The following is a 22,277-nucleotide window of genomic DNA, read 5'->3' as shown; positions in this document are numbered from 1 at the left end:
AGATTTTAATTGAAAATGAAAATATACACGCTACATAAAAAGCAACATTTACCAATTTCTGTTGACGAAGCCTGGGAGTTTTTGTCTAACCCAAGAAACCTGAAAGTCATCACGCCAGACTATATGAGTTTTGATATACTTTCTGGTGCAGACAGACCGCTCTACGCCGGACAAGTGATTCAGTATAAAGTAACGCCTTTATTGGGAATTAAAACGAAATGGGTAAGTGAGATTACCCATGTTGAGCCCAAAAAGTATTTTGTTGATGTTCAGCTCTACGGACCCTATGCTTTATGGCACCACAAGCACTTTATTAATGAAATTGAAGGTGGTGTAGAAATGGAAGATATCATTGACTATAAGGTCCCTCTAGGTATATTAGGTCAAATGGTTCACCCATTTTTGGTAAAACCTAAACTTGAGGAAATCTTTAATTACAGAACTAAAAAATTGGAAGAATTGTTTGGCACCCTTAAAAATGAGTAAGAAAGTAAATTTATTTTGGTTTAGAAGAGATCTAAGATTAAATGACAACGTAGGATTATTTCATGCGCTTAATGATGAACATCCTGTATTGCCTATTTTTATTTTTGATTCTGAAATTCTAGACAAACTGCCTAAAGATGATGCACGCCTCAACTTTATTTTTGAAACACTGCAGGACATGCGTGGCGAACTTCAAAAAAACCATGATAGTAGTATTGCAATGTTTCACGGTAAGCCCATCGATGTTTATAAATCCTTGATTAAAGACTACGACATTGATACCGTATTTACCAATCACGATTACGAACCATATGCTACAGAAAGGGACACTGAAATTAGGTCATTATTAGAATCTGAAGGCATCGGCTTTCAAACATATAAAGACCAAGTCATTTTTGAAAAAGACGAGGTTGTGAAAAACGATGGCGACCCTTACGTCGTTTATACGCCATATATGAGAAAGTGGAAGGAAGCTTTTAAATCTAGTGATCTCAATTTTTTTCCTTCTGAAAAGCATTTAAGCAACTTAATAGCCGACAGTGACTTACCAAATCTTAGTTTAGCCGACATAGGATTTGAACCTTCGTCGCAAAAAGTCACGCCATATACAGTGAACCCAGAGTTGATACAAGAGTACGAAGCCACACGTAATTTCCCTGCAAAAGATGCTACGTCACGCTTAGGACCACATCTCAGATTCGGGACTGTAAGTATTCGTAGAATGGTTGAAAAAGCCATTGCTGAAGAAAATGAAATTTTCTGGCAGGAGTTGATCTGGCGCGAATTCTTTATGCAGATTTTATGGCATTTCCCACACACAAAGGATAAAGCCTTTAAATCAAAATACGACCGTATTGAATGGCGCAATAACGAGGATGAATTTAAGTTATGGTGTGAAGGAAAAACAGGTTATCCTCTCGTTGATGCAGGAATGCGTCAATTAAATGAAACAGGATTTATGCATAATCGTGTGCGCATGTTAGTAGGAAGTTTTCTGTGTAAGCATCTATTAATTGATTGGCGCTGGGGCGAGGCCTATTTTGCAGAGAAATTACACGACTATGAAATGGCAAGTAATGTTGGCAATTGGCAATGGGTTGCTGGTTCTGGGGTTGATGCTGCACCTTACTTTAGAATATTTAATCCTACCTCTCAAATTCAGAAATTCGACAAAGACTTAAAGTATATTAAAAAATGGGTTCCAGATTTTCAGGAATTGACCTATCCAGAAAAAATGGTTGATCATAAAATGGCCAGAGAACGTTGTCTTGAAACTTATAAATCTGCATTAAATTAACATTTTTATTCAATTTATTTAAATTTTTTAACGACTATACAATAAAGTATAAAAAGCAACGTTACTTAAATATAAGACATGAAATGTCTTATCCTGAATAACCATTTCACGAAACAATTTAAAAGACTCTGACCATCGTCGGAGTTTTTTTTAGTACAATTATTAATTATAATTGTAATCTTATTCTTACTTTATTGTATTAATAGAAATGTGTAAGCTATTTTCTTATTAAGCTGAATATATGTAAGTTATCATAATTTATAATTTTAATTTATGAGAATATTCTTTATTTTTGTATTGTTATTCTTACAAATCATGTAATAGTTGTTTAGAATAATAAATTCATAAACAATTGAAAAGCCCTGATATTTTCGGGGCTTTTCTGAATTAACATTTCAAACTGTTTTAGTAATTTTTTAAGTTTTAAAATTGATTAATGACTTTACTAATTACAGGAAAGCCCAAATTTAGTTTTGGGCTTTTTTTGATTTATGGATGACCTAATGGGGAAATTTTATCTATTCACACCTCTATTATCTTTTCAAAGTGAAATGACCCGTATGCGATTTACCATTCTGTCGTTCTACGAGAAACCAATAATCGCTAGTAGGCATTCTTCTGCCATTATAGGTGCCGTCCCAACCTTTTTGATCACCATTAAAAACGTTAAGTAACTTTCCGTACCTATCAAAAACATATACCAGTAAATTGGGTTCTAATTTAGAACCACATATTTGCCAATAATCATTTTCACCATCACCATTAGGTGTAAAAAATCTTTTATAGTCGAGTAAGGACAGTGTTTGTGTAACAACACCACACCCATTCTTATCTCTTATAAACACGGTATAATCGCCAGAATCTAAATTTGTAAAAAGGCTTTCTTGTTGATAAACGAGTCCATCTAAAGAATACTCATAGTCTCCTAATCCCGACACATCAATATTTATCGCGTTATTATTGGCTGTAAAATCTTCAGTTGTAATTGCATTAATTATTGCAGCCCCAGAAACGTCAACATTGTATGTTTTGGTGGCACTACATAAAAAGTCATCATAATCATTCGAAACAGTAACAGTATAGACACCGGCTGAATCAACTATAATATCTCTTGTCGTTTCTCCTGTAGACCACAGATAACTTGAATAACCTGAATCTGCAGAAAGTAAAAACGAGTCGTCCTCACAAATGATTAAAAACTCATCTGAACCTAAATCTGGTGTAAGTCCGACAACGAGCTGAAATGAAGCCGTTTCATAACAAACGTCCAAAGAATTATTTACAATTCTGGTAAAAATAGTCTGGGGATTGATTATGTTTTCATAGGATTCTGGTATTGGATTATTGCCAGAATCAGCGTCTAATTGACTGAGATGATATGTAATGGTAAATCGTTCAGGGTCTTGATTTCCGAGTAATTGTTCATTTTGTTGAGACAAATCAAATAGCACTTGATTTGTCCCTTCATCGCTACAGATTACTAAATCTGACGGCGTTCCGATATCCACTACAGGTGGTAAATCTTGTAAATTAATCGTAATGGCCTCGATACTTCCGCAGACATCTTCAACCCTTATTTCGTAAACACCTGGATCTAATCCTGTAAAAATATTATCCTCGCCATTATCAATAACTACTGGTGATATTATAGAGAAATTATACGGTGGAACACCTAAAACGTCTACAATAATATCTGAAGGACCAGAACCGCCTTCGCAATTAAGACTAAAAACATCATTGATTATTAAATCTGAACCAACATCGAATTCGGCAAAGAAATCAAAACAATAGTCATCGGAACCTGGATTATTTAATGATTGAAAAGTTTTTATCAATCTAAAGGTTCCAGTAAAAAAATTGTTGAGAATGGTCTCTCCATTTTGAATAGGAATGGAGTTTGAATTCGTAGGTAGCTGTCCTTCTGAGTACAAAACACCAGTTTCTGGGTGTCCCCAACTATCACTTTCTGAATAATACTTTTGAAACCAATACGATATATTCGTCACCGAATTATCCGTATCAAAAATACTAAGATCGAATGAGCCACAGTTCCTTTGCAAATTATAAATTGAAGGGTTGCTCGTATAGCCCAGAATATCTTGATTAACTGCAAACAGATTACCACAACTATCTGTAAATTCAACAGAATAATTTCCTATTGGCAAATTTTCCACATAAAAAAATCCACTATCAGTTATAGCATCACTATAATCAAAAGGAAGCGTTGATGCGAATGTTGCAGGTGCATCAATAATAACAACTGATTCAATAATACCGTAAGAACCAGCAATTCTTAGACTACCAGTTTCTGAGGTACAATTCGGTGATGTGGTAACATTGAGTGGTAAATCTTCCAAATCTGGGATAACAATTTCTTCGATATAGACATCCCCACAATTATCAACAACTTCCACGATATAGGTCCCTATTACGAGGTCGCTGACCACGAGAACATTACCTGATAAAATAAAATTACTAATGTCGTCTGGTAATTCATTTTCATATTCTTCTGGTGCATCAGTAAATACTGCCGATACAAGATCTCGATCTGGTACGCTGAAAGTCAATTCGCCCGTCAGTGGGTCGCAACCACCATTACTTGTTGTTATCATGGGTTCAATGGGCTCTTCCACCAATTCAATGGTAGCTGTATCGCTTTTATCGCAAGCATCTACTAAAAGAACAGTGTATACGCCGTAGGGCAAACCAATGTCTTGTTCAAAAAAAATGGTAGATTCTGTGTAAACACCATTATTGTCGTTGTAATCTGAAGGATCAAAATCAGCAGGAGCTTCAACAAATTCTATGGTGTATGGCGGTAAAAAATTAGCTACATCAATGATTAAGTTCTTTCCACATTCACTTGGAACGTCAATCAAGGTTACTTCAGGATTTGTAGTAATAAAATCAGTAACAATTACCGTATTACCACAATTATCTTCAACCACAATTTCCAAGGCAAATGTCGAATCATTCAAATTTGGTAGGGACTCGATGATTTCAATTTCATTTTGAGATCCGTTGTCGAAAACCGCTGTAAAACTAACTGTTTCTTCGCCATCTAATGAACTAGAATTGTAGGTTATGGTTATGGGATAAGACAGTATTGTTCCGTTATCTGCAATTATTGAAAAACTAATTTCGGTATTGTCGCAGGTCTCTACAATTTCTGCTTGCTGAATGCCAGAAATTGAAAATGGCTGTTGGTTAGATATTAAGGTGTAAGTCTTAGTTAAAGCATTCCCACATTCGTCAAAAACACGAATAACATAGGTACCGTCTGGAAGGTTATTAAAAATATTGTCTTCTTGCAATGGTACAATCACAGGTCCTGATATAATCTCGAAAAACTGTGAGTTACCAGACAATGTACTTACTATAAGATTAGAGCCATTACATTCATCAGATAAACCCTGGCTAATTTCAAAATCTAAAACTGAGAATACATTGTTAATTGTAGCATCAGCACTTTCAGAATTTTGCTGATCACCTAAGGTTTGAATAGCTTCTACCCTATATTCTCCACTTTCCAAATTATTAAAGCTACTCGTCGTAGTCTGAGCTATAGGTGTCGCCGTCTCTGGAAGAAGAAAAAGATTGTAAGTGATTGTAGCCCCATTGGTAGTCCCTGAGACGGACATGGAGATTGAGCCATTGCCTGCACAAGATTCATCAATTACTGATAACGACAAATTGAAATCATCTAATTGAGCAAACGCAAGTTGACTCAACAGTACAAAACAAAATACAATACGATACTTTTGAGGGAAAACAGAATCCATCGTACTCATAAACAATTTTGTTTAAGGTACGATAATTTAACATTTGAACCCGAAACTCTTAGATATAATTAACACAAAACTCTGTTAATTACACATTTAGAATATGAAGAAATGCTGCCACATAATTAATTCAAAGGGGTTGAATCCAACATTAGGTGCTCATTCCGAAGTATTTCAAAAGATGTTTTAGTTACCTGGAAGACGTTCTATCTTGGCACCTATAGCTCTAAGGCGCTCGTCGATATATTCATAACCACGATCAATTTGTTCTATATTATGAATAATAGACGTGCCTTTTGCAGAAAGCGCTGCAATTAGCAACGAAATACCAGCTCTAATATCTGGCGAAGTCATTGTTGTGGCCTTTAATTGAGACTTGAAGTCGTGCCCAATCACTGTTGCACGATGCGGGTCACATAGTATGATCTTTGCGCCCATATCTATGAGTTTATCAACGAAGAACAAACGACTTTCAAACATTTTCTGGTGGATGAGGACTTCTCCCCTAGCTTGAGTGGCAATCACCAAAACAATACTTAAAAGATCTGGTGTAAACCCTGGCCATGGCGCATCTGCAATAGTAAGAATAGAGCCATCAATATAATTCTGAATTTGATAACCATTTTTATGTGCAGGAATGTGAATATCATCGCCTTGCTGCTCTACTGTTATACCGAGTTTGCGAAAAACACTAGGTATTTGTCCGAGATCGTTCCAGCTAACATCCTTAATTGTCAATTCGCTCTTAGTCATTGCTGCTAAACCAATCCAACTACCAATTTCAATCATATCTGGTAGCATCTTGTGGTCTGTTCCACCCAAACGTTCAACACCTTCAATGATCAACATGTTAGAACCAATACCAGAAATCTTGGCACCCATTCTATTGAGCATTTTACATAACTGTTGAAGATAGGGCTCACATGCCGCGTTATAAATCGTAGTGGTTCCTTCAGCTAAAACTGCCGCCATCACAATATTGGCCGTACCGGTAACAGAGGCTTCATCTAAGAGCATGTAAGTTCCGGTTAACTTATCAGCTTCAACACCGTAGAAATAATCTTCCCGGTTATATCTAAATCTCGCTCCTAGCTTTATGAATCCTTCAAAATGGGTATCTAAACGTCTTCGACCTATTTTATCTCCACCTGGCTTCGGAATATATCCTTTGCCAAATCGAGCTAATAGCGGACCTACAATCATTATGGAACCACGTAGTCCGCGTCCTTCAACCTTGAATTGATCCGACTCTAAATATTTTAGATTAATATTTTCAGCTTTAAACGAATAACTTCCAGGAGCTGATTTTTCTACCTCAACACCAAGGTTAGCTAATAGCTTAATCAGCTTATTAACATCTACAATATCAGGTATGTTATTAATTATTACTTTCTCTGGAGTAAGCAAAACAGCGCATAAAATCTGTAAAGCTTCATTCTTTGCACCCTGAGGTTTTATTGAACCTTTTAATTGGTGACCACCTTCAATTTTAAATGTACTCATACGTTGTTAGTAACGTTTTCTGTTGCCTGAATATTTCTTTTTGGATTTCTTTGAACCACCTTTATTGCCGTATTTAGCTTTGGTTCTCATTAAGCTAGAAGAGTCTGTGAGGTCTTCTTCACTATTTTTAAGATTGATTTTACCATCTGAAAGTTCGTATAGATGATCGAAAATCACAACGTCCTCAACGGTGTCTTTATTCCAATTAAGGTAGCATTTTTTCATGTGGTTCGCTATGGTATAAACCAGCGCTTCCTTCATTTCTCCATCTTCCCAAGTGCACGCCACATCAATCATCGTTTTAATATTGTTTCCGTAAAAACGATACTTAGGATGATTTTGAGGATATTTTAAAGGCTCTGGTCCTGCCGTTAATTCTTCTTTTGATGGCATTGGAAAAGGCGAATCGGCATCTAATTCAAAATCAGACATAATAAAGAGCTGATCCCATAGTTTGTGCTGAAAATCAGGCACATCTCTTAAATGAGGTTGAAGATTTCCCATCACCGAGATAATGGCCTTAGCCAACTTATTTCTTTCTTCTTTGGTTTCACGAGATTTCGCATAATTGATCATTTTTTGCAAATGACGACCGTATTCAGGTATAATTAAATGCTCGCGTTCTGTGTTGTATTCTAAATTATCTATCAAAATGTAATATGTGTAGTAAATATTCTGAAAAACCGAAGTCTAGGTTTTGCTGCAAAGTACAAAAAATAAAGGAGCCAAAAAGAAATTTAAAGAGAAATTACACCTTCAACATTTTCTGCCACTTCTTTGTATTTAGCGATGACAGCTTCAGGGTTTTTCATTCTTACATTTATGGATACACTTGTATACTTCCCGTTTTTAGATGCATTGGTATTAATTACCGCTCCCAAATCATTAAATAAATTCTCAATATCCTTAATCCCAGTACCTTTAGATAAAACGATAAACTTGTACAAATACTCCGAAGGCCATAAGGCTGTATCGTATAATTGGGATTTTAATTTTTCGTAAAACTCGTCACTTTTGTTAGAACTATCCATATCCGAAATTTTCAGTTGCAAAGATACACTTAACTTTGCATTATTATCAGTATTTTTAACCACTTATTTCATAGCAAAAACATTGCCAATTTGAATCCGAAAAAAGTTGTCATAGCTGGTGGACCAGGAACAGGAAAAACGTCCGTCATCAATCATTTGAAAGACCGTGGTTTTATCTGTTACGATGAAATTTCAAGGCAGGTTACCTTGCAAGCAAGGAAAGACGGCATTGAACAGCTATTTCTAACAAAACCTTTACTTTTTAGCGAAAAACTGCTTGAAGGGAGAATTCAACAATATAAGAGTGCTTCTAAAGAAGAACAATCTGTGGTATTTTTAGATAGAGGAATTCCTGATGTTTTAGCCTATATGGACTATATTGGTGATCAATACCCTGATCATTTTATCGAAGCCTCTAAAACCAACACCTACGACTACGTATTTATCTTATCGCCTTGGGAAGCTATTTTCACAAGCGACAATGAACGCTATGAGAACTTTGAACAGGCTATAGAAATTCATCACCACCTTATGCGTACCTACATGCGTTTTGGCTACCAACTTATTGATGTACCATTCGCAACGGTTGAACAACGATCAGATTTTATATTAGAGGAACTAAACATCTTATAATGCATCCTATTGAAGTTTTAGAACGGTATTGGAATTATACGTCTTTTAGACCTCTTCAGGAAGAAATCATCAATGTCGTATTAGAAAATGAAGATACGTTTGCTTTATTACCCACTGGCGGAGGTAAATCAATCTGCTTTCAAATTCCTGCTCTAATAAAAGACGGGATTTGTATTGTGGTGTCGCCCTTAATTGCATTAATGAAGGACCAGGTCAATACTTTAAAACAAAAAGGAATCAAAGCCATTGCGCTGACTTCGGGTATGTCTTATGCGGAATTAGACACGCAATTAGATAACTGCATTTACGGTAATTATAAATTCCTCTATTTATCGCCAGAACGCCTTCAGCAGCCTTTGGTTCAAGAACGTATTCAACAAATGAAGGTTAATCTCATTGCTGTAGATGAGGCGCATTGTATTAGCCAATGGGGAAATGACTTCAGACCGGCTTACCATAATATTTCGATTTTAAGAACTATTCATCCGCATGTAAATTGTATTGCCCTCACAGCAACAGCCAAGCACGATATCGTTGAAGACATTATCAATAATCTCGATTTTGTAGCACCAAAGATATTTAAGGCTTCATTTGCAAGACCTAACATTTCATATCACGTTGTTCATACGGACGACAAATTTTATCAGATTGAACATCTACTTAATAGGCATTTAGGTTCATTCATTATATACGTAAGAAATCGAAAGGCATCACAAGACATTCATAACTATTTAGAATCGAAAGGATTCGCATCGGCGTTTTATCATGGCGGCATAACTAATAAAGAAAAACAAGAACGACTGCAACAATGGAGCAATGGTCAAAAACAAGTTATGGTGGCGACCACGGCTTTTGGCATGGGAATTGACAAAGCCAATGTAAAAACAGTTATTCATTACAACTTACCCGAAAGTTTAGAAAGTTATTATCAGGAGGCTGGTAGAGCCGGAAGAGATGGTGACTATGCACATGCAGTGATCCTAAAACAGCATATTGATGAAGATCACCTTCGCCAACAATTCCTAAATAGTTTGCCTTCTATAGAATATATAAAGCGAGTTTATAAGAAACTTAGCAACTACTTTCAAATTGCCTATGGTGAAGGGCAAAACACAACCTATCAATTCGATTTCAAATCCTTTTGTTCAACGTACGAATTACATCCTAGCATAACTTACAATACCCTAAATCTGTTAGATCGAAATTCAGTAATAGCATTAACGCAACATTTCAATTTTAGAACCAAAGTTCAGTTTTTAGTTTCAAATAACGCCTTGTTTGAATATTTAGAACGCCATCTCAACCTTAATACTTTGGTCAAGGTACTTTTAAGAACCTACGGTGGCATTTTTGATTATGAAACCAAGATCAATTTGAATCTTGTTATCAAGAAATCAGAGCTCCCTGAAAAGCAAGTGATTGCTCAACTGAAGCACCTCGAGAAAGATGGAATCATAAGTCTTGAAATGGCTAATACCGATTCAGAAATCACCTTTTTGAAACCTCGCGAAGATGATGCTACGATTAATCCGATTGCTAAAACTATAAAGCTGCAACACGAGCTAAAGCACCGTCAGGTTGAAGCTGTACTTCGTTATATTAATAATGATTCGATTTGTAAAAGTCAGCAATTATTGAGCTACTTCGGGGAAAAGTCTTCAAAACCTTGCGGCATTTGTTCTGTATGTGCTTCAAAAAAAGTGGTCGAGAACCAAAATGAAATAAATATTTCTGAATCTATTCTGAAGGCATTAGAAACTGAAGAATTATCTTCGCGTCAATTATTATCTGTGGTCGCTTGTAGTGAAAAACTATTAATTCAAAATCTAAAAAATCTGATTGAATTAAATAAAGTAAAGATCACAGATGCAAATACTTATAAATTAATATGACAGAGAAACGCGATTTACGAATTGTTTTTATGGGAACACCAGATTTTGCGGTGGCCAGTTTGAAGGCATTAATCGATAATAATTACAATGTAGTGGGTGTTATTACAGCACCAGATCGAAAAGCTGGTCGTGGACAAAAACTAAGAGCCTCTGCAGTGAAGGAATTCGCACTCGAACATAATTTAAATGTACTTCAGCCCACCAACCTGAAAGCAGAAGCATTTATTGAAGAATTAAAGGCTTTAAATGCAAATTTACAGATCATAGTGGCGTTTAGAATGCTGCCGAAGGTAGTTTGGCAAATGCCAGAATATGGAACCTTTAATCTGCATGCGTCTTTATTACCACAATATAGAGGAGCCGCTCCAATTCATTGGGCCATTGTTAATGGCGAAACCAAAACTGGTGTGACTACATTTTTTATTGATGAAAAAATAGACACTGGCGCCATCATTCTAAGTGATGAAACGCCTATTGGTAGAGAAACCACAGTTGGCGAACTTCATGATGAATTAATGGAAATAGGTAGCGCTCTAGTTATTAAAACTGTAGAATTGATAGAACATGACACAGTTGAAACAACTATTCAACCGCAATCTGAAGATCTTAAAACAGCCCACAAGCTCAATCGTGATAATTGTAAAATTGACTGGACGAGAGATTTAGATACCATATATAATAAGATTCGTGGTCTGAATCCATTTCCAACGGCATGGTGCTATTTAGATAATGGTGAAGAAGACCATTTGACTATAAAGATTTATGGAATAGATAAGCAATTTGAGGAACACGATATCGAATCTGGTGTTATTAGCGTGTCTAAGGATACCATAAAAGTAGCATGCGCGGGAGGTTACATCATAATTAAAGAAATTCAGCTTCCTGGAAAGCGAAAAATGGATCCAAAATCACTTTTAAATGGATTTCAATTCTCAAAATCAGCCAAACTGCTGTAAACCCTTATTGGCATTGGGATGATAAAAAATCCGACAAAATACATTCCTTTATTAACAAATGCCATGACTTATTAACAAAAACGCTCATTTCCCTTGCTATTACTTGCATAGCTTAATATTACTAATAAATTTGTGTACGGATTTTTAAAGACTATAATTAAAAACCGAATTTTTAACAATTTAAATTTAACATTTATGAACAAAACAGATTTAATCAATGGTATGGCAGAGAATGCTGGAATCACTAAAGCAGCTGCTAAAAAAGCATTAGATTCTATGTTAATTGACATCGAAGGCGCTTTACAAAAAGGAAATAGAGTTTCTTTAGTAGGTTTTGGTTCTTGGTCAGTTTCTAGAAGAGCTGCAAGAGACGGAAGAAACCCACAGACTGGTAAAACTATCAAGATTAAAGCTAAAAATGTCGTAAAATTTAAGGCAGGTTCTGACTTAAGTAATGCTGTAAACTAAGATATTTTTTCTTAACAATACTGAGCCTGCTATTTTAGCAGGCTTTTTTTTGCTCTAACTTTTAGGAAGTTAAAGTTGTTTAAGTGCCAAAAATACCCTAGATTTAGTTGACGTAAATTTTTCAGTTAGATGATTAAGCCCGAAAAAGGCAATTTACTTATTGCTGAACCATCCATAATTGGAGATATCTCCTTTAATCGTGCAGTGATCCTCTTGGCAGATCATAATGCACTGGGATCGGTTGGGTTTATTCTTAACAAACCACTCGACTATAATCTTAAAGATCTAATTGACGGCACTGAATCTGAATTTACAGTTTACAATGGTGGGCCGGTAGAACAAGACAACCTTTATTTTATCCATAAATCACCGGAGTTAATACCTAATAGTATTGAAATTTCAAATGGTATTTTTTGGGGAGGTGATTTTAATGTGGTTTTAGAACTTATAAATACAGATCGAATTTCTAAAGATGATATTAGGTTCTTCCTAGGCTACTCGGGCTGGGCAGAACAACAACTCGATAATGAATTAGAATCTAATGCTTGGCTAGTTTCAGAAAACATTTATAATAATGGAATAATTGCTAAATCTTGCAATTCCTTTTGGCGTGAAAAAATGCTAGAACTAGGTGGTGAATACAGCATCTGGTCTAATGCTCCTGAAAATCCGAGTTATAACTAAACGCCTAACCTCAATTTCGTATTTAACTTTGTAATTAATCCTTCGGAAAAACTAGTTCCGTAGGTCTTTTTACGATATTTTCTTATAGGTATAATCCCTTTAATGACATTCGTTATGAACAATTCATCTGCTTTTTGAAGTTCAAACGGACTAATTGAAGATTCTTCCACATAAAGATTGACATCTTTGGAAATGATTTCGAGAATTTGTTTGCGCATTACACCTCTTAAACAACCATCTTCTAAAGGTGGTGTTTTGATCTTATCGCCTTTCACAAGAAATAAATTTCCGTTCAATGCTTCAATAACTGACTTATTGGTATTAAGCACCAAACAATTATCATAATCATTTTCCTTGGCGTAAATACTTCCAAGAACCTGAATGGCTTTATTATTAGATTTTAATCCTGAGAGTATTCCTGGTGCCATCATGAAATCTTTGTAAAGATCAACGGTGTAATTGGTTTCAGAATTAATTGCGTAAAAAGGATTTTCGAGTGGTTCAGCAATAATATTGAAGGCTACTTTAGCATTGTCATTTGGTAGATACTTACCGCCTTCACCTCTATCAACATTTAGCCTTACCCTTGCCGCAGCATTTGTTAGACCATTAGCTTCAACAGTTTTAAGGACCTCTGCCTCAAGGAATTCCATAGTAAAATGCATCGGAATATCCATACGCATTATGCGCATAGAAGCCATTAGTCTGAAATAATGATCTTCCCAAAAGAAGATTTTACCATTAACTACTTTTAGCGTTTCAAAAAGCGCGTCTCCGTACTTATAACCTCTGTTTTCTGAGGTGATTTCAGAGTTAATATCTTGGGTGAGATTTCCGTCAAAATTCAACATAAAAAAAGTCTCGATTTAATTTTAAAATAAACCGAGACAAAGATATAATAGTTGAGTTAGTTAAAAGTTAACGAGAGCCTAAAACTTGCTTTAGACTAGAGATTTGATTATCCCATAGCATCTTGCCTTCTTCAATTTCATCGTCTTCTGCAAAATCGGTAATCATTAATGAGACATCTTTGGTAATTTCATCGACTTGAATACGAATTTCAAAATAATAACTAGCACCATCCTCCTCATCGCTCAACCAGCGAAATTTAACGCGTTCACCGCTTTTCTTAGTTAATAATTTGGCTTGTTCTTCTGAACCGTCCCAGATAAAAGTAAAAAGTTCGCCTCTAGAATTTACATTGTCGGCAAACCATTCTGATAAGCCTGAAGGTGTAGATATGTATTGGTAAATAAGTGATGGAGATGCTTGAATCACAAACTCCATTTCATATTTTTCTTTGTCGTCCATATAAGCATTGTTTATTTGCTCAATATATACAATTATGATACAATTCAAAACTTTAGACTAAAATTATTTTTTTGGAATGTTATGTTTGTTGTAGCAGAATTTGTTTTTATATTTGCAGCCGCATTAATGGCGAGGTAGCTCAGTTGGTTAGAGCGTCGGATTCATAACCCGGAGGTCTCGAGTTCAAATCTCGATCTCGCTACAAATTATAAAAATCTGTGCGCAAGCGGTTTAGGTTTTCCTAAACCGTTTTTTTATGCTTACATTTAATCAAATTCTGACTTTTGCATACGAAAGTGCATACGATTTGAAACTAAAACAAAATTTTTCACTTCCTAAAATTTATACTGCTAATGGCAATATAAACAAACGTTGGTATGTCTATTTCTCATTTCGAAATCCTGAAACAGGAAAAATGAAACGTATGACGCCATTCTATGGGATCGCAAATAAATTCAAGACTAAGGAAGAGCGTATGGAAGTTCTAACTGTGTATAGAAAATCACTAATCAAACTTCTTAAATTAGGGTTTAACCCTTTTGAGGATAATACTAAACTTTTTGAAAAGCTCAATAACCCCAAAAAGAATTTTAACGATCAATCCAAAAAAAAATCAGAAAAAAATCTTGAAGTGTCTAAACCAGAACCTTTTGATGTGGCTGATAAAGTACTAATAAAGGATGTGCTCTTCATGGGATTAAAACTAAAAGAAAAAGTTGTTAAAGAACGTACCTACAGGGACTATAAAATTAATATTAATGCATTCTCAAAATGGTTAAGTGTAAATCATCCAAATGTTCAAACCATTGATCATTTAAAAAAGGCACACTTTACAGGTTTCTTGAACTCTATTTTAGAAAAATCATCAGCAAGAAATAGAAATAATTATCGGACAAATATTAGCAGTATTTTACAAGTTTTAGTAGATAATGACATCATTGAACGAAACTTCTTAAAAAGTATTCCCAAATTAAAGACTAAACCAGAGAGGCATAAAAGATTCTCATCAGAAACTGAATTAAAAATCTTTGAACATTTAAAGAAGGTAGATCCAATACTATTGTTATTCATCAAATTTTATTCTTATGCATTTATGAGACCTCAAGAAGTTTGCAGAATAAGAATTAATGATATTAATATAAAAGAAAAAACCGTAAGTTTTATTGCAAAAAACGGCAAGCTAAAAACTAAAATTATCCCATCAATATTATATGACGAACTACCAGATCTATCGGATTATCACCCTGAAAATTTACTATTTACGCCGAATAAAATTGGTGGAAATTGGAATGCAAAGGAATTGAGTAGAAGAGATCATTTCTCAAAACGATTTAGAAAAACTGTGAAAGAGCATTTCAATTTAGGTATTGATTATGGCTTATACAGTTTTAGACATACATATATTACCAAATTATATAGAGCCTTAAATAGTCAATATTCCTCTTTTGAAGCTAAAAGTAGACTTATGTCGATAACAGGACATGAATCTATGGCTGCCTTGGAGAAATATTTGCGAGATATTGATGCTGACTTACCTGATGATTATTCAGATATGCTAAAAAATAAATGAGATGAACGACAAGTCTTTATATCAGTTCCATTTAGATCTTATTCCTAATTTATTTAATGAATTATACTTCTATATACCCAAAACTGAATATACCATAGATATAATTGACAAGATTGATATTCTTAAAGATTCAAAGGTTTTCAACAAGGTTTTTGTAATTGATTATCACAAGGGGCCAATTTTTTATACTGAAGAAAGAAGTCTGAAATGGATGCTTATTATGGAAAGTAGGATTGAAAAGAACATATTTGAATTGGTAGAGAAAAAAAGTAAAATATCAGAACTCGAATTTCAATATATCTTAGATAAGTATTTTGAATATGTGGATATATTACTTTACTATTCTGATTGGATGTACGTAAATCGACTAAGGTATTTAAAGACTGATGAAAAATTAGACAGTATTTTTAATATTCAGTTTAAACGATTTGAGAAGCACTTTAAATCTTTAATTGAAGTTTTTTATAAAAACAGGATTCCCCCTAAGGTTAATTATAATCTTCAAAAAATAATAGACAACTTCTACCCAAAAATTGATTTCGATTTTCTGAATGAAAATTCATTGGATCGTTTAGTTCTGAAACCAGATATTAATATTATTAATAAGGAGAATAATCCTATTCTATTATCTTCAAACTGGGAAAACGACAAAGATAAATCTAGAAAACCACTAATAACAGAAGCAGAAGCTGAAAAAGTATTATTAGAAAAATTTTTTGGTATAAGTAATAATGATTAATTTAAGCGTAAATTAAACGTTTAATTTACGCTTATTTATGAAATTTACCGAAGTATGTATTCAATGTGGCAATGAATTTATCCCAAAACGTAGAGGTGTACAAAAGTTTTGCAGCAATTCCTGTAGAAGCAGGAATTGGCAATTAAAAAATGTAAAAAAGCAAAAACTTCCAACTAATAACGAAGTACTACCTCCACCAAACATTACGAATAAAACGAACGAAGGAATTTCTTGGAGTGGATTTGGTAATGCTGCTCTAGGAACAGCCACTGTTGACCTAGCAAAGCATTATTTAACTCCCGAACCAAAAAGAAATGCCACTAAGGAGGATATTCGCAAACTATATTCATTAATTAAAGGACAACGTTATTTACCTGTTAAAAACATTCCAGATGATCCTTTCGGCAGAAAACCATATTATGATATTGAGACTGGGAATATTGAGTTCTTTATTCCAGAATTTGTTAATGATATAATGAAAAACAACCATTAGAATTTTAACAAAATAATCTTCGGGTTATGAGTTCGATGGTAAAACTGTTTACAGCCTGTTTATAGGGCTTCCCAGCGTTATATTTTACAAAATCGTATGCATTTCCGTATGCACTTTCGTATGCAGTTTGATGTTGTGGTTAAACAATAAAATAAAATTAGTTCATTAATTGACAAAATCAAACTCCCTTAATAAATAATTGATAAGTCATGTTTGTGCATGAACAAATAAATAAAGTTTTTTCTATTTTTAAAGTGTTGAGATGAGTTAGGGGTCTCAACAAAATTATCCTTTTAGCCTCATTAGGTTAATCCTTAATTTAATAGCTTCTAAAAGCACTCCATAAAGGGGTGCTTTTTATTTATTATCATGAATTGGTAGTCTATAAGTTCACTCAGTAGAAGTTATTAGATGTAACAGAACCAAACAAAACAAACAATTATATTTTTAATTTATAACAAATTCAAACTTAATAATATCTCTAATTTATTCTCAAATTTAATATAGAAAAAGGGATTGCCATTAAAGACAATCCCTTTTTAATTTCAATATTTGAAAATTGAGAACTAATAAATAACCTCAACATTTATGGCGTTTAAACCCTTTTTGCCTTGTTCAGTCATGAATTGAACTTTGTCATTTTCTTTGATGTTATCAATTAAACCTGTAGAATGTACAAAAATGTCTTCTTCTGATTCATTTGATTTAATAAACCCAAAACCTTTTGAGTCGTTAAAAAATTTTACTGTGCCTTCTTGCATCATATTTAATTTTAAGTTAAAATAAATTGTGTTCAATTAGACTGATTATTAGCGTTTCGCTTTGATTTATACTAAAATCTATACGATTAGCATTAATTCTTAAAAAAATAAAGTGATGATGAAATAAAAAAGGAAAGAAGAGTATACTCTTAAACTAAATACTAAATAATACCTTACTATTAAAAGGTGTTCTATCTTGAACAGGGCAAACATACGTCATTAATTATTAGCAAAAAGCTTAAAAGTGAAAATAATTCAATTTTCGTAGTAATTATGCTTTTAAAAACTTTCGTACGCGCGACTCAGCAATGATTTTTGTTCTTCTACACTAGAGTATTATACTACGAAAACATCTATTGATCAAAGCTATTATATTCGAGTCTAGTTTTGTAAAATATCAGAGATTAAAAATTATCATAGGGGAGCTATCTAAAGAAAAACTTTCCATGTTGTCACTTCTATCCCAGATATTTTATGAGTATATCTGCTCTGTATGAGCGTCTAAGTCCTCGAATTGCTGATTCCCTTATTTGACGTACCCTTTCTCTAGACACGTCATATAATTGTCCTATTTCACTAAGCGTCATTGGGGCTTCATCCCCTATTCCGTAATGTAGCCTTACAACCTCTGCCTCTCTCTCAGAAAGTGTGCTTAGTACCGCATCCAAATCTATTTTTAGAGAATCTGTTATCATAGAAGTATCGGGGTCAGGAAATGTATTAGATTCTATGGTTTCGTGCCTACTGTAATTACTATCGACGAAGATAGGTTGATCCATAGAAACATGATTACTCGAACTTTTTATGCAGAGCTCAACCTCGGAAGCAGAAACTCCTATGAGGTCGGCAATTTCATTGTATGAAGGAGGACGATTGTTTCTTTGTTCAAAAAAGGCGTTAGCCTTCTTAACTTTGTTTAGTATACCAATTTTATTCAGAGGTAACCTAACCATCCTTGAATCTTGGGCTATGGCCTGAACAATAGACTGTCTTATCCACCAAACAGCATATGAGATAAATTTAAAACCTCTTGTTTCATCAAACCTTAATGCAGCCTTGAACAGACCAATATTACCTTCACATATTAAATCTGAAAGTGTAAGTCCCTGTTGCTGATATTGTTTGGCAACAGATATCACAAATCTTAAATTTGCTTTTGTTAGCTTGTCTAATGCGAATTGGTCTCCATCCCTGATCTTGGTTGCCAACTCAACCTCCTCCTCAGCAGATATCATATCAATCTTACTGATTTCGTTTAGATATCGGTCCAATGATTTGTCAACTCTATTGGTAATCCGTTTATTGATTCGAAGCTGTCTCATGGCAATTGAATGTTTAAGTAAAAAATCTTTTATAAATCAATAATTGAATTCCCTTCAGATAATTTAAGTTTTTATTCATCAAACTTATCAATGGAATTTCACTTACATTTTAACTTTTACTATTTAATTTCCTTTTCTCCAACCAGTCTATCGTAACAAAATGATCGATTTAGGTTAAATAAAACCTCTCCAATCCAGAGGATATTTGTACTTTGTTAAGTTTTGCTTCAACACTTATTGCTCTAAATCCCTTATTACCATGTTGGATAATAATACTTAATTTGTCAAGATTTATTGAATATCCTCACAATATCTTCCGTGTGATATAAAAAATAAAAGGGTATGCTTAAAATGCGCTTTGATCAATCTAGATTGACCTAAGAAATAAGTAATGATCTGCTGACCTGTACAACAAATTGTTAGTGATAAAATATAGGAAGGAGACTTAACTGAAAAAGAATAAATATCTTTACTAAAAATGATGTAACTAACAATCGTAAAGTAATGCCTTTATTTTGGTATTAACTAATTTTTTATTCTTTATTTATTGAAAATACTTAAACAGTATCCTCAATATTTTCTTTTTATTTACTTCCAACAAAGAAATCTACAATCTCTATGACATAAAAATAAGCGCCATTAAATTAGATTAATCAAATTTAAAAGTGTTTCTTTGGTAGAGTTAGTGGAATTATTTTTCAGCAAAGTCTTTACATCCCCATTTAATTCCTTCCTAGATTATTATTTATCACTAACACATCTATAAGAAATCAAGAAGATCTATCGTATTAATTTACAAACTCGATCGAGGATTGATATATATTTCCTATAGTTAATCAATTTTCAATTTTAAAAGCATATACAATGAAAGAAGGAACCGTTAAATTTTTTAATAAGGCTAAAGGGTTTGGTTTTATTACCGCAGCAGATAGCCAAGAGGAAATCTTTGTCCACATATCTGGCCTGTTCGATCAGATAAATCAAGACGACAAAGTTAGATTCAATGTCGAACAAGGAAAAAAAGGATTGAACGCTATTGATGTTCAACTTATAAGCTAGGCCTTTGAATACTGTATTGAGCTGCCTTAGCTATTCGGTCTTTTTACTAGTAATCTATAGAGGAGTATTATGCTAAAATTTAACAAAATAACCGATTATAGGATTGTGTTTAACGTTAAAGCGATATAGGGGAATGAAACGGACTAAACAATTGGACATTATCAATAAGAACAGGTGTTATTTAAAAACAAATATTAAAGGTAATTGGTAAGTCCGTTAAATTCAGCTTGAATAAATGATCCAAAATAAGGTTGTAAATCACTAAAACAAATGGCAGATAGTTATAATAAAAAAGAAAGAGAGAAAAAAAGGAAGAAAAAAAAAGAAGATAAGGCAGAGAAAAAAAGGCTCAGACAATTAGAGGAAAAAACTTCTGATTTTATTTATGTAGACGAAAGAGGAAATTTAACTAGTACACCTCAAGACCCCAATCAGAAGAAAGAAGTTCCATTGGAAGAAATAAGTATAAGTATTCCAAAATTAACAGAGTCGGAATTGGATCAAGAAGAAAAAGAAAAAAAAGGTATTGTTAAGTTCTACAATGTTGAAAAAGGATTTGGATTTATAAAAGAAGTAGATCAAAAGATAGATTATTTTGTTCATGCGGACAATCTAATTGATAATATTAAGGAAAACGACAATGTTTTGTTTGAAAATGAAAATGGACCGAAAGGTCCCGTAGCGATAAAAGTAAAACTAATTAGGTAAATAATAAAAGAGATGTCAATTGGGGAATCATCCTAAAATTTAGATTTTCAAATGAGCCTCGAGATAAATCTTTTTCTTTTTCGTTTTACTTCTTTAAAATCGAATAAAATTGATTTTTTATGTGAGTTTTTATTAATCTTTAAACTAAGAATACTATGCTAATAATTACCAAAAACCAAGAAGAAAACATCGACCGTGTTTTGAAACGATATAGAAGAAAGGTTAAACGAACAAAACAATTAAACCTCTTAAAGAAGAATAAGTATTTTAAAAAAAAGTCAGCAATGCGGAGAGAGCAAATTGCTAAGGCAAGGTATAAAGAGGCGTATGAACGTTCACAAGAAGTATAGAATATTATGGCAGATGAAATTCAATTGGCTGTCTTAATTGACGGTGATAATATTCCTTCAGGCCATGTTAAGGAACTATTGGAAGAAATTGCCAAATATGGTAATCCCAGTTTGAAACGTATCTATGGTGATTGGACAAAACCTAGGTTGACAAAGTGGAAATTGGTACTTCTGGAAAATGCAATAACCCCTATACAGCAATACAGTTACACTAAAGGAAAAAATGCAACAGATTCTGCAATGATTATTGATGCTATGGATATATTGTATTCACAAAAAGTAAAAGGGTTTTGCCTTGTATCCAGTGACAGTGATTTTACTCGGCTTGCAATCAGATTGAGGGAAGCGGGTATGGTTGTTTATGGAATTGGAGAAAAGAAAACTCCGAATCCATTCATTGCAGCTTGTGACAAATTCATTTATCTTGAAATTCTAAAAAAGGATTTAGAACTAGACAAGTCAGGTACAAATAAGACAAAATCTCACAAAACCAAAATAGATAAAATAACTCCAAAAGTAATAAATCTTATCCGGTCTACTGTATCAGATCTTGCAGATGAAGAGGGTTGGGCTTTCCTCGGGGAAGTGGGTGCACTACTTCAGAAAAAACAACCAAATTTTGATCCTAGAAACTATGGCTTTCAGAAATTGACACCTTTCATTAACTCTATAGATATTTTTGAAATAGAACCAAGAAAGAGCACAAGAAATAATCAAAAACTGATTTATGTAAGGACAATTTCATAATATCAATTACAATATGAAATCTTCACGATTCTGTAGCATCTATTTAACTTTATGCGATTTTTAATGGCATATCCAACCATTTGTTCTTAATCTTAAATATATATTTTAAGTGAACACAAAATTATCTGTACATTTAATGGTATAAACATAATGGGAATAAACGTAATACGTTTATTCCGTTGTTAGGCAACATTTGGAAATAAAATTTTTAATTAGAAGAACTTAACATTACAAATCTTACCTTTGAGGTTTATACAACTCGATTTCTCTTTCAAAGTAAACTTTTTCGTTTTCATCTGGCATATTTAACACATCACAATAATAAACTTTACGAGCAAAAACTCTAACCTTTAATGGCGTTGTTGGATTAACTTTCGCGCAGACTATGTCACCAGATTTAAATTTATTTTCCATAATAATTTTTAAACTTAATTTTTTGCGTATTTTCTAATCGTACTTAATTGTAGTACAAATCATTTTAAACT

General features: G+C 33.6%; 22 protein-coding genes and 1 tRNA gene. 15 read left to right on the top strand and 8 right to left on the bottom strand.

Annotated elements, in window-relative coordinates:
- Positions 1 to 15: 15 nt before the first annotated feature.
- Together DDY94_RS10390 and DDY94_RS10385 are read left to right on the top strand one after the other, a co-directional pair.
- Positions 16 to 486, top strand: coding sequence for an SRPBCC family protein (locus DDY94_RS10390; RefSeq protein ID WP_111684052.1), 471 nt, complete (start codon positions 16 to 18; stop codon positions 484 to 486).
- Positions 479 to 1,783, top strand: coding sequence for a cryptochrome/photolyase family protein (locus tag DDY94_RS10385; protein ID WP_111684051.1), 1,305 nt, complete (start codon positions 479 to 481; stop codon positions 1,781 to 1,783). Before DDY94_RS10390 ends, DDY94_RS10385 begins: the two co-directional genes overlap by 8 nt.
- 533 nt (positions 1,784 to 2,316) lie before the next feature.
- On the opposite strand, the gene DDY94_RS10380 is transcribed toward DDY94_RS10385, so the two are convergent.
- From DDY94_RS10380 to DDY94_RS10365, 4 genes are all read right to left on the bottom strand, one after another.
- The gene (locus DDY94_RS10380; protein WP_111684050.1) at positions 2,317 to 5,574 is read right to left on the bottom strand and encodes a T9SS type B sorting domain-containing protein; all 3,258 of its coding nucleotides are present in this window, start codon (positions 5,572 to 5,574) and stop codon (positions 2,317 to 2,319) included.
- Positions 5,575 to 5,751: 177 nt separating this feature from the next.
- Positions 5,752 to 7,068, bottom strand: a complete 1,317-nt coding sequence (murA, locus tag DDY94_RS10375) for a UDP-N-acetylglucosamine 1-carboxyvinyltransferase (RefSeq protein ID WP_111684049.1) — start codon at positions 7,066 to 7,068, stop codon at positions 5,752 to 5,754.
- A 6-nt stretch (positions 7,069 to 7,074) separates the two neighbouring features.
- The gene (locus tag DDY94_RS10370) at positions 7,075 to 7,719 is read right to left on the bottom strand and encodes a DUF4290 domain-containing protein (RefSeq protein ID WP_111684048.1); all 645 of its coding nucleotides are present in this window, start codon (positions 7,717 to 7,719) and stop codon (positions 7,075 to 7,077) included.
- A gap of 86 nt (positions 7,720 to 7,805) precedes the next feature.
- Positions 7,806 to 8,099, bottom strand: a complete 294-nt coding sequence (locus DDY94_RS10365) for a DUF493 family protein (RefSeq protein ID WP_111684291.1) — start codon at positions 8,097 to 8,099, stop codon at positions 7,806 to 7,808.
- Positions 8,100 to 8,189: 90 nt separating this feature from the next.
- Here DDY94_RS10365 and DDY94_RS10360 point away from each other — a divergent pair, with 90 nt between their 5' ends.
- The 5 genes from DDY94_RS10360 (at position 8,190) to DDY94_RS10340 (ending at position 12,732) form a co-directional block, all read left to right on the top strand.
- The gene (locus DDY94_RS10360) at positions 8,190 to 8,732 is read left to right on the top strand and encodes an AAA family ATPase (protein ID WP_111684047.1); all 543 of its coding nucleotides are present in this window, start codon (positions 8,190 to 8,192) and stop codon (positions 8,730 to 8,732) included.
- On the top strand, positions 8,732 to 10,624 hold the full coding sequence (locus DDY94_RS10355) for a RecQ family ATP-dependent DNA helicase (RefSeq protein WP_111684046.1): 1,893 nt from the start codon (positions 8,732 to 8,734) through the stop codon (positions 10,622 to 10,624). The genes DDY94_RS10360 and DDY94_RS10355 overlap by 1 nt, the downstream gene beginning before the upstream one ends.
- Positions 10,621 to 11,580: a methionyl-tRNA formyltransferase gene (gene fmt / locus DDY94_RS10350; protein WP_111684045.1), complete on the top strand. Its 960-nt coding sequence runs from the start codon at positions 10,621 to 10,623 to the stop codon at positions 11,578 to 11,580. Before DDY94_RS10355 ends, fmt begins: the two co-directional genes overlap by 4 nt.
- 195 nt (positions 11,581 to 11,775) lie before the next feature.
- Positions 11,776 to 12,048: an HU family DNA-binding protein gene (locus DDY94_RS10345; RefSeq protein ID WP_076620986.1), complete on the top strand. Its 273-nt coding sequence runs from the start codon at positions 11,776 to 11,778 to the stop codon at positions 12,046 to 12,048.
- A 129-nt stretch (positions 12,049 to 12,177) separates the two neighbouring features.
- Entirely contained in the window at positions 12,178 to 12,732 is a 555-nt protein-coding gene (locus DDY94_RS10340) for a YqgE/AlgH family protein (protein ID WP_111684044.1), read from the top strand.
- On the opposite strand, the gene DDY94_RS10335 is transcribed toward DDY94_RS10340, so the two are convergent.
- Both DDY94_RS10335 and DDY94_RS10330 read right to left on the bottom strand, forming a co-directional pair.
- Positions 12,729 to 13,583 carry an aminotransferase class IV gene (locus DDY94_RS10335; RefSeq protein WP_111684043.1) on the bottom strand — a complete coding sequence of 285 codons (855 nt, stop codon included), beginning with the start codon at positions 13,581 to 13,583 and terminating at the stop codon, positions 12,729 to 12,731. The genes DDY94_RS10340 and DDY94_RS10335 overlap by 4 nt on opposite strands.
- Before the next feature lie 67 nt (positions 13,584 to 13,650).
- On the bottom strand, positions 13,651 to 14,043 hold the full coding sequence (locus DDY94_RS10330; RefSeq protein ID WP_111684042.1) for an START-like domain-containing protein: 393 nt from the start codon (positions 14,041 to 14,043) through the stop codon (positions 13,651 to 13,653).
- A gap of 128 nt (positions 14,044 to 14,171) precedes the next feature.
- On the opposite strand from DDY94_RS10330, the gene DDY94_RS10325 reads away from it, so the two are divergent.
- The 4 genes from DDY94_RS10325 to DDY94_RS10310 all read left to right on the top strand — a co-directional run bounded on the left by DDY94_RS10325 (position 14,172) and on the right by DDY94_RS10310 (position 16,845).
- Positions 14,172 to 14,245, top strand: a tRNA-Met gene (locus tag DDY94_RS10325).
- 105 nt (positions 14,246 to 14,350) lie between these two features.
- Positions 14,351 to 15,613 (top strand): tyrosine-type recombinase/integrase, encoded by a 1,263-nt coding sequence (locus DDY94_RS10320; RefSeq protein WP_198658945.1) that lies wholly within the window; start codon positions 14,351 to 14,353, stop codon positions 15,611 to 15,613.
- A 1-nt stretch (position 15,614) separates the two neighbouring features.
- Positions 15,615 to 16,352, top strand: a complete 738-nt coding sequence (locus DDY94_RS10315; protein ID WP_111684040.1) for a hypothetical protein — start codon at positions 15,615 to 15,617, stop codon at positions 16,350 to 16,352.
- Between the two features lie 37 nt (positions 16,353 to 16,389).
- Positions 16,390 to 16,845, top strand: a complete 456-nt coding sequence (locus DDY94_RS10310; protein WP_111684039.1) for a hypothetical protein — start codon at positions 16,390 to 16,392, stop codon at positions 16,843 to 16,845.
- A gap of 566 nt (positions 16,846 to 17,411) precedes the next feature.
- Here DDY94_RS10310 and DDY94_RS10305 read toward each other — a convergent pair.
- Together DDY94_RS10305 and DDY94_RS10300 are read right to left on the bottom strand one after the other, a co-directional pair.
- On the bottom strand, positions 17,412 to 17,606 hold the full coding sequence (locus DDY94_RS10305) for a cold-shock protein (protein WP_111684038.1): 195 nt from the start codon (positions 17,604 to 17,606) through the stop codon (positions 17,412 to 17,414).
- Between the two features lie 458 nt (positions 17,607 to 18,064).
- Positions 18,065 to 18,928 (bottom strand): sigma-70 family RNA polymerase sigma factor, encoded by an 864-nt coding sequence (locus tag DDY94_RS10300; RefSeq protein ID WP_111684037.1) that lies wholly within the window; start codon positions 18,926 to 18,928, stop codon positions 18,065 to 18,067.
- Between the two features lie 864 nt (positions 18,929 to 19,792).
- On the opposite strand from DDY94_RS10300, the gene DDY94_RS10295 reads away from it, so the two are divergent.
- The 4 genes from DDY94_RS10295 (at position 19,793) to DDY94_RS10280 (ending at position 21,792) form a co-directional block, all read left to right on the top strand.
- Positions 19,793 to 19,987: a cold-shock protein gene (locus DDY94_RS10295; RefSeq protein ID WP_111684036.1), complete on the top strand. Its 195-nt coding sequence runs from the start codon at positions 19,793 to 19,795 to the stop codon at positions 19,985 to 19,987.
- A gap of 270 nt (positions 19,988 to 20,257) precedes the next feature.
- A complete protein-coding gene (locus tag DDY94_RS10290) occupies positions 20,258 to 20,695 on the top strand; it encodes a cold-shock protein (RefSeq protein WP_111684035.1) in 438 nt (145 codons plus the stop codon).
- A gap of 155 nt (positions 20,696 to 20,850) precedes the next feature.
- Positions 20,851 to 21,045: a 30S ribosomal protein S21 gene (locus DDY94_RS10285; RefSeq protein ID WP_111684034.1), complete on the top strand. Its 195-nt coding sequence runs from the start codon at positions 20,851 to 20,853 to the stop codon at positions 21,043 to 21,045.
- A gap of 6 nt (positions 21,046 to 21,051) precedes the next feature.
- Positions 21,052 to 21,792, top strand: a complete 741-nt coding sequence (locus DDY94_RS10280; RefSeq protein ID WP_111684033.1) for an NYN domain-containing protein — start codon at positions 21,052 to 21,054, stop codon at positions 21,790 to 21,792.
- The last annotated feature ends 485 nt before the right edge of the window (positions 21,793 to 22,277 follow it).

The sequence above is a fragment of the Winogradskyella tangerina genome (genome assembly GCF_003260205.1).
Classification (GTDB): domain Bacteria; phylum Bacteroidota; class Bacteroidia; order Flavobacteriales; family Flavobacteriaceae; genus Winogradskyella; species Winogradskyella tangerina.
This window is presented reverse-complemented; position numbering and strand designations above follow the sequence as displayed.

Coding starts and splice junctions, on each gene's coding strand:
- murA (WP_111684049.1), bottom strand. CDS start 7,068: ATGAGTACATTTAAAATTGAAGGTGGTCACCAATTAAAAGGTTCAATA.
- DDY94_RS10380 (WP_111684050.1), bottom strand. CDS start 5,574: ATGAGTACGATGGATTCTGTTTTCCCTCAAAAGTATCGTATTGTATTT.
- DDY94_RS10295 (WP_111684036.1), top strand. CDS start 19,793: ATGAAAGAAGGAACCGTTAAATTTTTTAATAAGGCTAAAGGGTTTGGT.
- DDY94_RS10285 (WP_111684034.1), top strand. CDS start 20,851: ATGCTAATAATTACCAAAAACCAAGAAGAAAACATCGACCGTGTTTTG.
- DDY94_RS10345 (WP_076620986.1), top strand. CDS start 11,776: ATGAACAAAACAGATTTAATCAATGGTATGGCAGAGAATGCTGGAATC.
- DDY94_RS10340 (WP_111684044.1), top strand. CDS start 12,178: ATGATTAAGCCCGAAAAAGGCAATTTACTTATTGCTGAACCATCCATA.
- DDY94_RS10310 (WP_111684039.1), top strand. CDS start 16,390: ATGAAATTTACCGAAGTATGTATTCAATGTGGCAATGAATTTATCCCA.
- DDY94_RS10385 (WP_111684051.1), top strand. CDS start 479: ATGAGTAAGAAAGTAAATTTATTTTGGTTTAGAAGAGATCTAAGATTA.
- DDY94_RS10335 (WP_111684043.1), bottom strand. CDS start 13,583: ATGTTGAATTTTGACGGAAATCTCACCCAAGATATTAACTCTGAAATC.
- DDY94_RS10330 (WP_111684042.1), bottom strand. CDS start 14,043: ATGGACGACAAAGAAAAATATGAAATGGAGTTTGTGATTCAAGCATCT.
- DDY94_RS10280 (WP_111684033.1), top strand. CDS start 21,052: ATGGCAGATGAAATTCAATTGGCTGTCTTAATTGACGGTGATAATATT.
- DDY94_RS10315 (WP_111684040.1), top strand. CDS start 15,615: ATGAACGACAAGTCTTTATATCAGTTCCATTTAGATCTTATTCCTAAT.
- DDY94_RS10300 (WP_111684037.1), bottom strand. CDS start 18,928: ATGAGACAGCTTCGAATCAATAAACGGATTACCAATAGAGTTGACAAA.
- DDY94_RS10390 (WP_111684052.1), top strand. CDS start 16: ATGAAAATATACACGCTACATAAAAAGCAACATTTACCAATTTCTGTT.
- DDY94_RS10365 (WP_111684291.1), bottom strand. CDS start 8,099: ATGGATAGTTCTAACAAAAGTGACGAGTTTTACGAAAAATTAAAATCC.
- DDY94_RS10355 (WP_111684046.1), top strand. CDS start 8,732: ATGCATCCTATTGAAGTTTTAGAACGGTATTGGAATTATACGTCTTTT.
- DDY94_RS10305 (WP_111684038.1), bottom strand. CDS start 17,606: ATGCAAGAAGGCACAGTAAAATTTTTTAACGACTCAAAAGGTTTTGGG.
- fmt (WP_111684045.1), top strand. CDS start 10,621: ATGACAGAGAAACGCGATTTACGAATTGTTTTTATGGGAACACCAGAT.
- DDY94_RS10290 (WP_111684035.1), top strand. CDS start 20,258: ATGGCAGATAGTTATAATAAAAAAGAAAGAGAGAAAAAAAGGAAGAAA.